15 protein-coding genes are annotated in these 13,736 nt (G+C 66.9%); 5 read left to right on the top strand and 10 right to left on the bottom strand.

The window, feature by feature from the left end; genetic code table 11:
* Nucleotides 1-25 precede the first annotated feature (25 nt).
* From ACFCV3_RS25865 to ACFCV3_RS25850, 4 genes are read left to right on the top strand one after another with little or no spacing between them, the layout of a single operon-like run.
* Nucleotides 26-1,018, top strand: coding sequence for an ATP-binding cassette domain-containing protein (locus ACFCV3_RS25865; protein ID WP_376033943.1), 993 nt, complete (start codon nucleotides 26-28; stop codon nucleotides 1,016-1,018).
* Entirely contained in the window at nucleotides 1,015-1,818 is an 804-nt protein-coding gene (locus ACFCV3_RS25860) for an ABC transporter permease (protein ID WP_376033941.1), read from the top strand. The genes ACFCV3_RS25865 and ACFCV3_RS25860 overlap by 4 nt, the downstream gene beginning before the upstream one ends.
* Nucleotides 1,815-2,600 (top strand): ABC transporter permease, encoded by a 786-nt coding sequence (locus ACFCV3_RS25855; protein WP_376033939.1) that lies wholly within the window; start codon nucleotides 1,815-1,817, stop codon nucleotides 2,598-2,600. The genes ACFCV3_RS25860 and ACFCV3_RS25855 overlap by 4 nt, the downstream gene beginning before the upstream one ends.
* Nucleotides 2,601-2,623: 23 nt before the next feature.
* Nucleotides 2,624-3,715, top strand: coding sequence for a DNA polymerase IV (locus ACFCV3_RS25850; RefSeq protein WP_376033937.1), 1,092 nt, complete (start codon nucleotides 2,624-2,626; stop codon nucleotides 3,713-3,715).
* On the opposite strand, the gene ACFCV3_RS25845 is transcribed toward ACFCV3_RS25850, so the two are convergent.
* Both ACFCV3_RS25845 and ACFCV3_RS25840 read right to left on the bottom strand, forming a co-directional pair.
* Nucleotides 3,716-4,426, bottom strand: coding sequence for a GAP family protein (locus ACFCV3_RS25845; protein WP_376033935.1), 711 nt, complete (start codon nucleotides 4,424-4,426; stop codon nucleotides 3,716-3,718).
* Nucleotides 4,423-5,040 carry a TetR/AcrR family transcriptional regulator gene (locus ACFCV3_RS25840; protein WP_376033933.1) on the bottom strand — a complete coding sequence of 206 codons (618 nt, stop codon included), beginning with the start codon at nucleotides 5,038-5,040 and terminating at the stop codon, nucleotides 4,423-4,425. The genes ACFCV3_RS25845 and ACFCV3_RS25840 overlap by 4 nt, the downstream gene beginning before the upstream one ends.
* Nucleotides 5,041-5,105: 65 nt before the next feature.
* Here ACFCV3_RS25840 and ACFCV3_RS25835 point away from each other — a divergent pair, with 65 nt between their 5' ends.
* A complete protein-coding gene (locus ACFCV3_RS25835) occupies nucleotides 5,106-5,747 on the top strand; it encodes an HAD family hydrolase (protein WP_376033931.1) in 642 nt (213 codons plus the stop codon).
* Here ACFCV3_RS25835 and ACFCV3_RS25830 read toward each other — a convergent pair.
* The 8 genes from ACFCV3_RS25830 to ACFCV3_RS25795 all read right to left on the bottom strand — a co-directional run bounded on the left by ACFCV3_RS25830 (nucleotide 5,719) and on the right by ACFCV3_RS25795 (nucleotide 13,686).
* Nucleotides 5,719-6,309: a GNAT family N-acetyltransferase gene (locus ACFCV3_RS25830; RefSeq protein WP_376033929.1), complete on the bottom strand. Its 591-nt coding sequence runs from the start codon at nucleotides 6,307-6,309 to the stop codon at nucleotides 5,719-5,721. The two genes, ACFCV3_RS25835 and ACFCV3_RS25830, sit on opposite strands and share 29 nt — an antisense overlap.
* A 6-nt stretch (nucleotides 6,310-6,315) precedes the next feature.
* Complete coding sequence (locus ACFCV3_RS25825) at nucleotides 6,316-7,023, bottom strand: VOC family protein (RefSeq protein WP_376033927.1); 708 nt, start codon at nucleotides 7,021-7,023, stop codon at nucleotides 6,316-6,318.
* Between the two features lie 65 nt (nucleotides 7,024-7,088).
* The gene (locus tag ACFCV3_RS25820) at nucleotides 7,089-7,934 is read right to left on the bottom strand and encodes an amidohydrolase family protein (protein WP_376033925.1); all 846 of its coding nucleotides are present in this window, start codon (nucleotides 7,932-7,934) and stop codon (nucleotides 7,089-7,091) included.
* The gene (locus ACFCV3_RS25815) at nucleotides 7,931-9,448 is read right to left on the bottom strand and encodes a sugar ABC transporter ATP-binding protein (RefSeq protein WP_376033923.1); all 1,518 of its coding nucleotides are present in this window, start codon (nucleotides 9,446-9,448) and stop codon (nucleotides 7,931-7,933) included. Before ACFCV3_RS25815 ends, ACFCV3_RS25820 begins: the two co-directional genes overlap by 4 nt.
* A complete protein-coding gene (locus ACFCV3_RS25810; protein ID WP_376033921.1) occupies nucleotides 9,445-10,440 on the bottom strand; it encodes an ABC transporter permease in 996 nt (331 codons plus the stop codon). Before ACFCV3_RS25810 ends, ACFCV3_RS25815 begins: the two co-directional genes overlap by 4 nt.
* On the bottom strand, nucleotides 10,437-11,516 hold the full coding sequence (locus ACFCV3_RS25805; protein WP_376033920.1) for an ABC transporter permease: 1,080 nt from the start codon (nucleotides 11,514-11,516) through the stop codon (nucleotides 10,437-10,439). Before ACFCV3_RS25805 ends, ACFCV3_RS25810 begins: the two co-directional genes overlap by 4 nt.
* Nucleotides 11,513-12,601: a mandelate racemase/muconate lactonizing enzyme family protein gene (locus ACFCV3_RS25800; RefSeq protein ID WP_376033918.1), complete on the bottom strand. Its 1,089-nt coding sequence runs from the start codon at nucleotides 12,599-12,601 to the stop codon at nucleotides 11,513-11,515. The genes ACFCV3_RS25805 and ACFCV3_RS25800 overlap by 4 nt, the downstream gene beginning before the upstream one ends.
* The gene (locus tag ACFCV3_RS25795; protein ID WP_376033916.1) at nucleotides 12,598-13,686 is read right to left on the bottom strand and encodes a sugar ABC transporter substrate-binding protein; all 1,089 of its coding nucleotides are present in this window, start codon (nucleotides 13,684-13,686) and stop codon (nucleotides 12,598-12,600) included. The genes ACFCV3_RS25800 and ACFCV3_RS25795 overlap by 4 nt, the downstream gene beginning before the upstream one ends.
* Nucleotides 13,687-13,736 lie beyond the last annotated feature (50 nt).

Genomic DNA, 13,736 nt, shown 5'->3' with positions numbered 1-13,736 from the left:
CTTCGTCGAAAGCGGTGCCCCAACTGTGACGCACACTCATGCCATTTCTGCTGTTGATCTGACCAAGACCTACACGTTCCACCAGCAGCGCGCCGGGCTCGGTGGAGCGCTGAAGAGTCTGGTGAAGCGCAAGTACGAGACCCGGCTCGCGGTCGACCGGGTCTCCTTCACGATCGAGCCCGGTGAGGTCGTCGGGCTGCTCGGCCCGAACGGCGCGGGTAAGACCACGACGCTGAAGATGCTGTCCGGACTGCTCTACAAGACGTCCGGCGATCTCGAGGTCCTCGGCTACACGCCGTCGGACCGCAAGCCTGACTACCTGCGCCGGATCGCGCTGGTGATGGGGCAGAAGACCATGCTCTGGTGGGACGTGCCGGCGATGGAGAGCCTGCTCCTGCACAAGGAGATGTACGGCCTGTCCACGGCCTCGTTCGAGCGCAATGTCGCCGAGCTCGCCGAGTTGCTCGAGGTGCAGGACCTGCTGAACGTCCAGGTCCGCAAGACCTCGCTCGGTGAGCGGATGAAGCTGGAGCTGATGGCGGCTCTCGTCCACGGTCCGGAGATCCTGTTCCTGGACGAGCCGACGATCGGGCTGGACGTGGTCGCCAAAGCCCGGGTCCGGACCTTCCTGGCCGAGGTCAACCGGCTCCGCGGCACGACGATCCTGATCACCAGCCACGACATGGACGACATCGAGGCGCTCTGCTCGCGGGTGATGATCATCGACCACGGCAGTCTGCAGTTCGACGGCGCGCTGGACGAACTCGTCCGGACCGCGCAACCACGCAAGCTGGTTCGAGCGACGTACGCGACGCCTGTGGACGGGAGCCGTCTCACCGGGGTCAGCGCGGTCGAGGTCTCCGGCCTGACGCTCCGCCTCGAGGCTGATCGGGAGCGCACCGGCGAGGTGCTGGAGCAGCTCACCCGGCTCGGCCCACTGGTCGATCTCGACGTTGCGGACGCCGACGTCGAGGACATCATGCGTGACCTCTTCGAGCGCCGCGGGGAGGTCTCATGATCCGCAACCTGCGGGTGCTGCGCCGGATGGTCGCCGCCGAGATCGCCCAGCAGTCGATCTATCGCGGCGCCTGGGTCATCTTCATGCTGGCCAACATCTGTACGCCGCTCATCTCGCTGCTGATCTGGCGGACCGCGCTCGCGAACGGCGCCCGGCTCCCCGTGGATCAGCGGTACATCACGACGTACTTCGTGCTGCTCGGCTTCGCCACGATGGCCACCTCGTCGTGGATGGCCGGCTTCCTCGCGAACGACATCCGGCTCGGCAAGCTGTCCAGCTGGATGATCCGGCCGGCGTCACTGCTGGTCGGGTTCGTCGCGAACAACCTGTCGGAGAAGTTCCTGAAGCTGTTCGCGCTGGTCCCGATGATCGGCCTGGTCTGGTGGATCTTCCGGGACTCGATGAACGTGCCGTCCGGGGCCGGCCGGTGGGCGCTGTTCTTCGTCACCCTGGTGCTCGGCGCGATCCTGGTGTTCACGATCGACATCCTGATCGCGGCTTTCGCGTTCTGGATGGACGATGTGAGTGCACTCGTCCAGGCCCGGGTGATCATCGGTTCCGTGCTGTCGGGGTCCGTCGTACCGCTGGCGCTGATGCCGGAGTGGTCGCGCGGGTTCATCGACTACCAGCCGTACCGGTACACGGTGTCGTTCCCGGTCGAGATCGTCGCGGGGAACCTGTCCGGGTCAGAACTGCTGACCGGGCTCGGCGTTCAGCTCGGGTACGTCGTCGCTGTCGGCCTGCTCGCCCGTGTCGTCTGGGCGGCCGGGATCCGTGCGTACTCGGCGGTGGGCGCATGAGGCACCTTCGGTTGTGGCGGCGGTTCTTCGCACAGGCCGTCGTACGGGAGACGCATTACCGGGCACATTTCCTGACCACGTTGCTGGTCGGGCTGGTGCAGCTGGGGCTCGGGATCGTGCCGACACTGCTGCTGTTCGGGTTCACCGAGGAGGTGCACGGCTGGTCCCGGGCCGAGGTGATCGCGCTCGTCGGCGTGTACCAGGTGATCACCGGGCTGATGGCGACGTTCATCGCGCCGAACCTGAACCGGATGACGTCGTACCTGACCGAGGGCGAGCTGGACGCCGTACTGCTCCGGCCGGTGTCGAGTCAGTTCTACCTGACGTTCCGATGGATCAACGTCGCGGAGCTGAGCAATGTTGCCAGCGGCATCATTGTGCTGGCGTTCGGGCTGGTGCAGTCCGGGCTCACGCCGGATGTGGGCCAGGTGCTGCAGGCCGTCGTACTCGCGGGGTGCGGCTTGGTGCTGTTGACCGCGGTGTGGTCGGCGATGGTGTACCTGGCGTTCTGGCTGCAGTCGGTCGGGCCGATCGGCGTCGTCTACCTGAACATGGTGGAGGCGGGGCGGTATCCGCTGACGTTCTTCCCGGTGGCGGTGCGGAGCTTCCTGACGTTCGTGTTCCCGGTGGCGTTCGCGACGACGTACCCGGTGCAGGCGTTGTCAGGTGACCTCGGCTGGGGATCGGTGGCGCTCGGGATCGGGCTGTCGGCGATTGCCGTGTTCCTGATCCGGTTGTTGTGGCAGCGTGGGCTGCGGACGTACGCGAGTGCGTCGAGCTGAGTTTCTCGCCGGAGGAGGGCGCGATGGGCTGGTGGGTCCTGCATGTGGACATGGACCAGTTCATCGCGGCCGTCGAGATCCGGCGCCGGCCCGAGCTGCGCGGGCTGCCGGTCGTGGTCGGCGGGTCGGGGGATCCCACGAAACCACGGCAGGTGGTGGCGACCGCGTCGTACGAGGCGCGCGAGTTCGGGGTGCATTCGGGGATGCCGGTGCGAGCGGCGTACAAGAAGTGTCCCCAGGCGGTCTTCCTGCCGTCGGATCCGGCCGCGTACGAGGCTGCGTCGACCGAGGTGATGGACACGCTGCGGGCGTTCCCGGTCGTGGTCGAGGTGTGGGGCTGGGACGAGTGTTTCGTCGGCGCTTCGACGGACGACCCCGAGGGGCTTGCGGATGCGCTGCGAGCAGCGGTCGTGGAGCGCACGGGGCTGACCTGCTCGATCGGGATCGGTGACAACAAGACGCGGGCCAAGCTGGCGACGACGTTCGCCAAGAAGCCGCAGTCGCATGCCACTGCGTTCGAAGGTGCCGGGGCTGGGGCGCCGGGGGTCTACCGGCTGACCGCCGAGAACTGGCGCGAGGTGATGGACCACCGGCCGGTCCGCGAGCTGTGGGGCATCGGCAGCCGGATGGAACGCAATCTGAACGAGCTCGGTCTGGAGACGGTGGCCGACCTCGCAGCGGCCGACGTCGAGGTTTTGAAGAAGCGGTTCGGTCCGAAGATGGGTGCCTGGTACGCCGCCCTCGGCCGTGGGCTCGGCGATACCGAGGTGACCGACGTACCGCGGGAACCGGTGTCGCGGAGCCGTGAGGAGACCTTCGAACGCGATCTCGAGCCGTCCGAGGTTGCCGATGAGCTGCGCCGGATCGCGGTCGAGGTGACTCGCGATGTGGTCGCGGAGGGTCGCAGCATCCAGCGGGTCTGGGTGAAGGTCCGGTTCACCTCGTTCTTCACGCCGATCAAGAGCCGCAAGCTGAAGGCGGTTACGCAGGACCCTGAGGTCATCGCCGCAACCGCACTGGAACTGCTGGAGAAGTTCGAACTCCGCCGGCCGGTGCGGCTGCTCGGGGTCCGCGTCGAGTTCGCCGTCGACCCATCCGCGGCGGCTTCGAGCTGATCACTGGCCGAACCAGTGATAGGCGACCGCCAGCCGTGCGAATCCGTCGCGCGCGATCAGGAAGCCGACGATCGCCAGGATCCAGCTGGTGGCTCCGGTCGCGTGCTTCTGGAACCAGGCATTCAGCCGGTGCAACGCCGGTGTGATGCGGTCGGACAGCGAGACCCGGAGGGCCAGCAGGACCAGGGCAGGCAGGATCATCACGAAGCAGTAGCCGGTGAGTAGCGCCGCGGCGACCGGCCAGGAGACCGTTGAACTGCTGACCAGGCCGATCGCGGCCAGGAACGTGACCATGGTCGCCAACTCGAGCACTCCAGCGCTGATCGCCAGCGTGATCAAGGTGCCCGGCGAACCGGTCGCCTTCGTGATCCGCGCACTCCAGTCGACAGTCTTGCCCCGCGCCGCCCGGCGCTTCGGGTCGAAGCGGAAGCTCAGCGCGATCAGCCCGACGCCGACGACCACCTCGGCCCAGGAGAACGCCGTCGACTCGGCGAACCTGGTGAGCTCGTCGCCGATCGCACCCAGCCCCGCGGCGATCGCCAACCCGGCCGCCAGGTAGAAGAGGGCGATCGTCAGCAGATACGTCAGTACGCCGACCACTCGCACCCGCCCGGGCGCGAGCAACAACCCGATCGGCACGAACAACGTCCCGATGCTCGTGCTGTCGAGCAGAGCCAGGACGACGAGTGCGCCCACCATCGTCGTACTCATCGCACTCCCTCCACGCCGAACGCACGGTCGACCGCGGCCGCGAGAACGCGGCGGGCGGACTCGGGGGTGATGTCCTTCCGGTTCGTCGCCATGTCGATCACGAGACCGTCGACCAGCGAGGTCAGCAGCCGAGCCTCGAAGTCGGCATCGAGCTGCTCCGGTGAGGTCCCGGCAGCGGTCGACTGCCGGATCCACGCAGCGATGGACTCGTGCATGTAGCGCATGCCGGCCTGATGCGGCGCGAGCAACTCCTCGTCGACCGTTCCGGCCGCGAGAAACGCCAGCCAGACCACGGACTCCGCCATCCGCTCCTCGTCCAGCGGCAACAGCGTCTCCAACATCGTGTACGCCGTCTCTCGCACCGGCTCGCCCGTTCGCCGTACCGCGACCGCCGCGGCCAGCCGCTCCCCGGCCCGCACCTCGAGGTGGTCGAACGCGAACTGCAGCAGATCACGCCGGCTCCGGAAGTACCGCTGAATGAGCCCCACCGAGACCCCAGCCTCCTCGGCAACCACAGCGAGACTCGCCTCCCCCAGCCCGCGCCGAGCCACCACCGCGATCAGCGCACCGGCAACCTCCCGGCGCCGCTCGTCATGATCCGCAGTCCTGGGCACGCGATAAAAATACAACCATATTTCTATCCAGTCAATCGACCGACGCCCGGGATAGGTTCACTGTCGTGCAACCGAACTTCGCCGTCTTCGACGCCATGGGCGTGCTCTACCGGCACGGGAACGTCGTACGAGGCGTCCTCATCCCCTACCTGCGCGACCACGGCTGCACCTCCCCCGAAGCCGAGATCCGCGCCACCTACCGCCGCTGCACCCTGGGTGAGATCTCGACCGGCGAACTCTGGGCCACCCTCGGCGTAGCCGCGACCGCCTCCGACGCCGACTACTGCACCCGCCACGAGCTAACTCCTGGTGCGCCGCAGGTCCTGCGAGACCTCCATGCGTCCGGCATCACCCCTCTGGTCCTCACCAACGACGCAGCCCCATGGTCCGAGCTGTTGCGCCACCGCTTCGACCTCGCCGCTCACGTCGGCGCCTGGTTCGTCAGCTCCGCCATCGGCGCCCGCAAACCCGACCCCGCCGCCTACGACGCGATCCTCGCCCACCCAGGCCTGGACCCCGCCGCCACCCACTTCATCGACGACCGGCCCACCAATCTCCGCGCCGCCCAAGCTGCCGGCTTCCGCCCCGTCCTCTTCCCCAGCGAGGACACCGACGCGAACCTCGAACCAGGCTTCCACCCGAACACCGTCAACACCATGCCCGCCCTCTCCACGTACCTCAGGCGGGGTCGACTGTCTTCACCATGACGCAGTTCTTCAGGCCTTTGGGTCGGTCGTAGGTGAAGCCGAGGCGCTCGTAGAGTCGACGGGTGCTGTTGTAGAGGAACGACGACGACATCTTCTTGGTCTGGTTGGTCAGGTCGTGCGGATAGCTCTCGACCCGGCCGCCGCCGGCTTGGGCGATCAGGTCCAGTGCGCCGGTGATCGCCAGCTCCGTCACGCCCTGCCGCCGGTGGCGCTTGTCGACGAAGACGCAGGTGATTCGGTAGTCGGGATCCACGGTCTTGGTGGCGTCGTACTGCTTGAGATGGTGCAGGGTCGGCAACTCGACCGGTGTGCCGTACTCGGCCCACGCGATGGCCTCGTCGCCGTCCATCACCAGTGCGGCGTGTGCCTTGCCCTGCTCGACATAGGCCTTCTTCAGCGCCCGGTTGGCTTCTGCGCCCTGACCGCGCTCGGGCCCGTCAGGGTGAAACCAGATGCACCAGCAGCCGCCGAAGATGCCGTTGTGCCGCTGCACCATCGCATCGAAGGCGGGCCAGGTCTCTGGGCTGAGCGGCGCGATGGTGTACGACGACTCGGCTGCCATCGCGATTCAATCCTTCTTCGCGGCGGAGATGTCGACGCACACGATCCCTTTGTTGCCGTCCTGATCGGCGATGACGGTGAGCGAGGGAGCGTTGCTGTCATCGGCGATGGTCCCGCCCGCGGCGAGGGCGGCGGCGATCCGTTGGTCAGCCGCCTCCGGCGCCACGTAGACCTCGATGTGGAACCGCTGCCGCGGGGTCTCCTGCTCGTCGGCGTCCCCGAACCACAGGTTCGGCACCCGACCCGTGGCGTCCCGGATCTCGTCGCTGGGGGTTCCGCGGCCCTGGGCCTCGGCAGTTCCGGTGAGCAGCGCGGCCCATACGGGGGCGATGGTCGCGGAGCGCTCCGTGTCGAGGCCGAGTTCGAGATCGCTGACCGAGGCCGGGTCGGCCTTGAGCTCATGGTCGGCGGCGATCTCGGTGATCCGTCGCGCCAGGTCGACATCCTGCTGGGTCACCCATTCGACGACGTGTTCGGTGCCTTCGCCGTCGCGGTAGATGGCGTCGTCGCTGACCAGCTTGAGGTCGACGTATCCCTGGCCGATGGATACGCGCGGGTGGTGACCGAGCGCGTCGCCCGCCTCCCCCACCGCAGCGACCAGCCGTGCGCCGGAGCTGAAGTCGTCGACCAGGTAGCGGGCATGCAGTCCCTGGGCCAGCTTGCGCCAGTCGGCCAGGTCGGCCGCGGCGATCTGCTCACCCTTCAGCATGTCCATGCCTGCGGACCATACGCCTGATTCAGCGGTGATTCACCGGTTGGCCACTAGCTGCCAACCAGTTGTCAGGGGGTGAGGTTGTAGGTGGTGATGGCTGTGGTGGTGAAGACGGCGTTGCGTTCGGTGGGGGTTAAGTGGGCTGTGAGGGTTTCGGCTGTTGCTACTACGTCGGCGTAGGAGGCGGCGAGCAGGCAGACGGGCCAGTCGGAGCCGAACATGACCCGGTCAGGGGCGAATGCGTCCAGGACTACGTCGGCGTAGGGCTTGAGGTCGGCGGGGGTCCAGGAGGACCAGTTGGCCTCGGTGACCATGCCGGAGAGTTTGCAGGTGACGTTGGGGAGGGCGGCCAGGGCGCGGAGGTCAGTGGCCCAGGGGTCTAGCGGGCCGCCGATCTCCGGCTTGGAGATGTGGTCGACGACGAAGGTCAGGTGTGGGAGCGCCTGGGCGGTACGGATTGCGGCCGGCAGGTGCGGTGTCTTGGTGAGCAGGTCGTAGACGAGGCCGGCGTCGGCCACGGCGGCCAGGCCACGCTGTACGTCGGGACGCAGTAGCCACTCGGGATCCGGCTCGTCGTGGACCTGGTGCCGGATGCCCTTCAGATAGCCACCGTCCGGCCGGGCCTGGAGCTCGGCCAGTACGTCGGCCACATCGGGTGCGGTCAGGTCCACCCAGCCGACGACACCGGCCACGAGGTCGTTGCTAGCAGCAACTTCCAGGAACTCGCCGGTCTCGGCCAGGACGCCGACGGTCTGCACCAGCACGGTCGCGGTGATGTCGGCCGCAGCTGCGAGGGGCGCCAGGTCCTCGGCGCTGAAGTTTCGGCGGATCGGCTCGAAGTCGGGACCGACCATCCAGGTCTGGTCCCGGATGGACAGATCCCACACGTGATGGTGGGCGTCGACTCTACTCATGCGGCGGTGGTTCCTTCGGCGTGGATGAGGCGGATGACCTGCTGGCTCATCTGGTCGTAGTCGTGGGTGTTCGGGAGCTCGCCCTGGATGCGGTGGTCGCGCATCACGACCACGCGGTCGGCGAGGGTGATCATCTCGGGGAGGTCGGAGGTGATCAGCAGGATGGCGAGACCGTTGGCCGCGAGATCCCAGATGAGCGTGTGGAAGGCGTCCTTGGTACGGACGTCGATGCCGACCGTGGGCTCGTCGATGATCAGGATCTCGGTCTGGGCAGCCAGCCACTTGGCCAGCGAGACCTTCTGCTGATTACCACCGGAGAGCGTGCCGGCGTGCTGGGACGGCGAGGCGATCCGGATGCCGAGCTGCTCGACGTACGACGAGACGATCTCGGTCTCGGACTTGGCCGGGACGTAGCCGAGCAGTTTGCGGAGCCGGTCCCAGATGGTGACGGCGATGTTCCGCGCGACCGACTGCTCGAGGAAGACGCCCTCTTCCTTGCGGTTCTCGGTGACGTAACCGATCTTGTGGTTGCGCAGAGCGTCGCGGACCGTGCGAATCTTCACCGCCTGGCCGCGCACCAGGACCTCGCCGGCGGTGATGCGGTCGAGACCGAGCAGAGCCTTGGCCAGCTCGCTCCGGCCGGCGCCGACCAGACCGTACAGACCGACGATCTCACCAGGCCGGACGGTGAGATCCACCTCCGCGTGACCGGTCGCCGTACCGACGCCGCGGAGCTCCAGGATCGGAGCCACCGAGGTGTCTACAGTCCGGTCGGGCAGGTTGAGTGCTTCGTGGACCCGGCCGACCATCAGGTCGACCACCTGGTCACGGGTGAGCTCGGACAACGCACCGCCGGACAGCACCGAGGCGCCATCACGCAGGACGGTGACCGTGTCGCAGATCTGGAAGACCTCCTCCAGCTTGTGACTGACGAACAGCACCGCGCGTCCGTCGTCCTTCAGCTTCTCCACCACGCGGAACAGCAACGCAGCCTCATTCGGCGTGATCGACGCGGTGGGCTCGTCGAGCAGTAGCACCTGACTCTCCACCGACAGCGCCTTCGCGATCTCGACCAGCTGGGCCTGCGCGACCGACAGCTCGGTCACCGGTTGATCCGGATCGATGTCGAGCTCGAGCTCAGCGAGCCACCGCAAGGCCTCGGACCGGATCGCGCCCCGGTCGACCAGGCCGCGCGAGGTCGGCAGCTTCTGGAGCATGATGTTCTCCCCGACCGTGAAGCCGGGGATCAGGTTGCGCTCCTGGTGGACAACACCGATCCCAGCCGAGGCCGACTCGTGCGGCGAGCCGAAGGACACCTCACGCCCGTCTAGCAGCAGCCGGCCACCGTCTGGGCGATAGAGCCCGGTGACGACCTTGATCAGCGTCGACTTGCCGGCGCCGTTCTCACCCAGCAAGGCGTGGACCGAGCCCGCCTCGAGCGACAGCGTGACGCCGTCCAGCGCGCGAACACCGGGGAAGACCTTCACGATCTCCGAAGCCTGGAACAGCGTCATGACACACCTCCGGCCACCGCCACGTCGGGCGATTTCACCACCGAACGCCGCTCCTGCCGACGAGTCCGGACCTGTCCGAGCACGACCGAGCCGAGAACGACGGCGCCGACCACGAAGTTCACCCAGGAGGGCTCGAGGGAGAACTCGGCCCGTGCGGTGTCCACGAAACGCACGATGAAGGCCGCCAGCACGGTCCCCAGCACGACGGCGGATCCGCCCGTGAGCAACGCACCACCGATGATCGGCGCAGCGAACGACGGCAGCAGCCAGTCACCGCCGATGCTCTTGTTCACACCAGGCGACGAGGCGACAGTGAGAATCGCGGCGACGCCGAGGATCGCCCCGGACAACGCGTGCGCGACGATCACCGAGCGGTCGTTCGAGATCCCGGACAGCCGGGCGGCGATCGGATTCCCACCGGAGGCGAGCAGCTGCCGGCCGGGCACCGTCCGCTTCAGCATCACCGCGAGCAGCCCGGCCACGATCAGCGCCACGACGAAGATCCACGGGACCACGCCGAACAGCGCCGCCGACCCGAAGTCCTTCAGCCCTTGTGGATAAGCATCGACAGTCCGTGTCCCGACCAGCCGGTACTGCACGCCGAGCAGGATGGTCATCGTCGCCAGCGTGACGATGAACCCGTTGATCCGGGTCAGCACCACGAGGACGCCGTTCAGCAGGCCGACGATCCCGGCGAGCAGGAACCCGATCAGCAGCGCCAGCGGAACCGGTACGCCGTGATCGGCCATCAGCACGCCCATTGCCGCCGCCGCGAATCCACCGATCGCGCCGACGGCGAGGTTGAGTTGACCCACCGCGAGAACCACCATTTGAGCCAATCCGATCAGGATCGGCACGGCAAGGAACTGAAGTAGCACTCTCAAGGAATTCGCTGCGAGCAGGTCACCGCCGGAGGCGATCACCAGCCCGATGAAGAACACGATGCCGATGACCAGCAACGTCATCTCGGTCGATCGAGCGAAGCGCTTCATTGTCGTCGAACCTCCTGCCGCTCGGACAGCACTGTTCGGACCCGGTCGGTGGACAGTGCCAGGAGCAGGATCAGGCCGAGGTAGATGTTCAGGCTCTCCAGACCGACCCCGAGCAGGTCGAGACCCTTGCGGATCACCGAGGTGAGCGCCGTACCGATCAAGGTGCCCCAGATCGAGACGAAGCCGCCCGCCAGCAGGGTGCCGCCGAGGATCGGCCCGAGGAACGAGGGCAGCATGAACTCCTCGCCGATGGTGGCCTTGATCGAGCCGGTCGAGACGGCGAGCATGAATCCGGCCAGGGCGGCCAGGCAGCCGGACATCGCGTGCGCAGTGATCACTCGGCGCGCAGTCGGGATGCCGGACAACTCAGCCGCCTTCACTGACGACCCGGTCATCAGCAGCTCCCGGCCGAGCCGGGTCCGCGAGTAGATCCAGCCGACGACCACCATGGCGACGATCGCGAAGATCGCCAGCTGCGGTACGGCGGGTGACCCGCACACGTTGCCGACACACACGTCCGCCAGCGAGTAGTTCCGCAGCTCACGCATCCCCGGCGGCTTGGTCACGAACGCCGCATTGTCGGTCAGCGACGTGTAGACGAGCGGAATCATCCCCAGCAGCAGAAAGTCCAGTGCCAGCGTCACCACGAACGAGTTGACCCCGGTCCGCGCGATCACCCAGCCTGCCAACGCACCGATCGCCGTACCCGCCACCAGTCCCACCAGGAGACCGGAGTACAGGGTGAGGTGAAACAGGTCGTAGGAGATGCCGGTGAGCATCATCGAGAACGCGGCCATCCGGCCGACCGCAAGGTTCATGTGCCCGATCGACAGCACACACAGCTGCGCCAGCCCGACCACGGTGAACATCGCGATGTCACGCAGCAGCGGGAAGATCACCAGCTGCTGATTGAAGAACGCCGGCCGCAGGATGCCGAACAGCACACCCAGCAGTACGACGAGCAGGAGCAACCCGATCCGCTGGTTGGCCCACCAGGGCGTGCCACGCGGCGGCTTCTCGATCGGTGCGTTCTCTTGGAGCGCCTGAGTGGCGGTCTCCGAGACCGGCGCGCTCATGCGACACGCCGATCGTCGATGGCGTCAGGGTTCCAGTCGATGCCCAGCCCCGGTACGTCGGGCGCTACCGCGTGCCCGTCCACCACGGACATCTCGGACCGCGTGATCGCGCGCAGTTGCGGGATGTGCTCGACGTACCGGCCGTTCGGTACGGCGGCGGTCAGGCTGACGTGGATCTCCATCAAGAAGTGCGGGCAGACCTCCAGGTTGAACGCCTCAGCCAGATGCGCGACCTTCAGCCACGGAGTGATCCCGCCGATCCGCGCCACATCCACCTGCACGATTCCGGCCGCCCCGGCAGCGACGTACTCACGGAACTGCGACACCGAGTACAGCGACTCACCCACAGCGATCGGAATCGAAGTGGACTGTGCCAGCCGCACATGCCCGGTCAGGTCGTCAGCCGGTAACGGCTCCTCGAACCACGACAGGTCCACCGTCTCAAATGCAGCAGCCCGCCGCTTGGCCTCGGCATACGTCATCGACTGGTTGGCGTCCACCATGATGTCCAGAGAAGGACCAACTGCATCCCGTACGGCGCGCAGTCGCTCCAGGTCCTCGTGAACCCGCGGCTTACCCACCTTGAGCTTCACACCAGGCCAACCGGCCTTCTGCGACGCCAGGGCGCCCGCAACGAGCTCATCTGTCGTCAGGTGCAGCCAGCCGCCCTCGGTGTCGTACAAAGGCACCTGCTGCCGATACCCACCAGCCAACCGCCACAGCGGCTCAGCAGCCCGCAGACACCGCAGGTCCCACAGTGCGGTGTCGACAGCAGCCAGCGCCAGCGAGGTGATCGCACCGACCGTGGTGGCGTGCGTTGACCAGAACAGGTCGGACCACAACGCCTCGACGTTCCGGGCGTCCTTCCCGATCAGTCGCGGCAGCAGATGGTCCCGCAGCAACGCCAGTACGGCGGTTCCGCCCGTACCGATCGTGTACGAGTACCCGAGTCCACTCAGCCCGTCAGCCGTCTCCAGCGCGACGAACACCGTCTCCTGCTTGAGGAACGACTGCACAGCGTCGGTGCGGACCGTCTCGACCTCGAGATCGACCAGGTACGCCGATGCCTGCGTGATAGCGCTCACTGGCAGCTCAGCTGCTTCTCGAACTCGGTCTTCAGGGCCGTCGTCTTCGCCTTGCGCTCGTCCTCGTACGTGTCGACGTTGGCCTTGGTCACGACGAACGAACCGGAGTCCACGATCACGCCGGGCGTCTTCATCGTGCACTGCTTGGACTGCAGCAGCGCGAGCAGCCAGCCACCGATGTACGCCTGGCCGGCCGGGTTCTGGGTGACGGTCGCGGCCACCCCACCGGACTTGATGCCGGCCAGGATCTTCGCGTCGTCGTCGATCGCCACGACCTTGATCGGAAGCTTGCTGGAGGCAACACCGTCGGCCGCGGCCACGGCCGGGTTGTAGGCAGTAGTGACGATCCCCTTGATCTCCTTGCCCTTGGAAGCAAGCAGGTCGGCGACCGCCTTCTGGGCGGTGGAGAGGTCCTTGTCGATATCAGTGATCACCGGCAGTTCGGTGACCTTGCCGTTCGTCTCGGCGATCGCCTTCTTCACCCCGGCGATCCGGCGCTGGGTGTTGGAGTCGACGTTGTTGCCGGTCAGGTGCACGATCGCACCCTCGCCGCCGATCGCCTCGATGGTCGCCTTGGTCGCCTTGTACGCCGCCGCCTCGACATCGGTGGACAGGCAGAAGTCGGCCGCGTTCGTGTCACCGGCCGGGCAGGACGCGAGCGAACCGACCGCGAACCCCTTCGCCTTCAGGTCCTCGAACGTCGAGTTGATGTCGGTCGGCGACACGCCGAAGATGCCGAACGCGTTGTACCCCTGCGCGGCCAGCGAGTTGATCACGTTGTTCTGCTTACCCTGATCCCACTCGCCGGTCTCGTTGAAGGTGGCGTCACCCAGTTTGAAGTCGGCCTTGTCGACGGCGGCGACCGTCTTCCACGGCTGGAAATAGGGGTGTGCACCACCCGGGATCAGCGCTAGCTTGACCTTGGAGCCGTCCTTCAGGGTCACCGGGCCCGAACTGGTGCCGGTGGACGCGTCGTCCTTCGGGGCGCCGCCGGAGGTGGAGTCGGCGGGCTTGGTCGTGCAACCGGTCGCGACGAGGGCGACGGCGGCCAGACAGAGTGCGGTTCGGCGCAGGGCGACGGTCATGGCGGGCTCCAGATCCTATAGGATATTGCCAACCTGATGCTGCCGCCTCA

Origin of the sequence: Kribbella sp. NPDC056345, from assembly GCF_042262745.1 — a bacterium.
In the GTDB taxonomy this organism is placed as follows: domain Bacteria; phylum Actinomycetota; class Actinomycetes; order Propionibacteriales; family Kribbellaceae; genus Kribbella.
This window is presented reverse-complemented; position numbering and strand designations above follow the sequence as displayed.

What these genes read in the sequence shown, in the direction of transcription:
- ACFCV3_RS25860 (WP_376033941.1), top strand. Translation starts at nt 1,015, where the DNA reads ATGATCCGCAACCTGCGGGTGCTGCGCCGGATGGTCGCCGCCGAGATC.
- ACFCV3_RS25855 (WP_376033939.1), top strand. Translation starts at nt 1,815, where the DNA reads ATGAGGCACCTTCGGTTGTGGCGGCGGTTCTTCGCACAGGCCGTCGTA.
- ACFCV3_RS25850 (WP_376033937.1), top strand. Translation starts at nt 2,624, where the DNA reads ATGGGCTGGTGGGTCCTGCATGTGGACATGGACCAGTTCATCGCGGCC.
- ACFCV3_RS25845 (WP_376033935.1), bottom strand. Translation starts at nt 4,426, where the DNA reads ATGAGTACGACGATGGTGGGCGCACTCGTCGTCCTGGCTCTGCTCGAC.
- ACFCV3_RS25830 (WP_376033929.1), bottom strand. Translation starts at nt 6,309, where the DNA reads ATGGCAGCCGAGTCGTCGTACACCATCGCGCCGCTCAGCCCAGAGACC.
- ACFCV3_RS25825 (WP_376033927.1), bottom strand. Translation starts at nt 7,023, where the DNA reads ATGGACATGCTGAAGGGTGAGCAGATCGCCGCGGCCGACCTGGCCGAC.
- ACFCV3_RS25820 (WP_376033925.1), bottom strand. Translation starts at nt 7,934, where the DNA reads ATGAGTAGAGTCGACGCCCACCATCACGTGTGGGATCTGTCCATCCGG.
- ACFCV3_RS25815 (WP_376033923.1), bottom strand. Translation starts at nt 9,448, where the DNA reads ATGACGCTGTTCCAGGCTTCGGAGATCGTGAAGGTCTTCCCCGGTGTT.
- ACFCV3_RS25810 (WP_376033921.1), bottom strand. Translation starts at nt 10,440, where the DNA reads ATGAAGCGCTTCGCTCGATCGACCGAGATGACGTTGCTGGTCATCGGC.
- ACFCV3_RS25805 (WP_376033920.1), bottom strand. Translation starts at nt 11,516, where the DNA reads ATGAGCGCGCCGGTCTCGGAGACCGCCACTCAGGCGCTCCAAGAGAAC.
- ACFCV3_RS25795 (WP_376033916.1), bottom strand. Translation starts at nt 13,686, where the DNA reads ATGACCGTCGCCCTGCGCCGAACCGCACTCTGTCTGGCCGCCGTCGCC.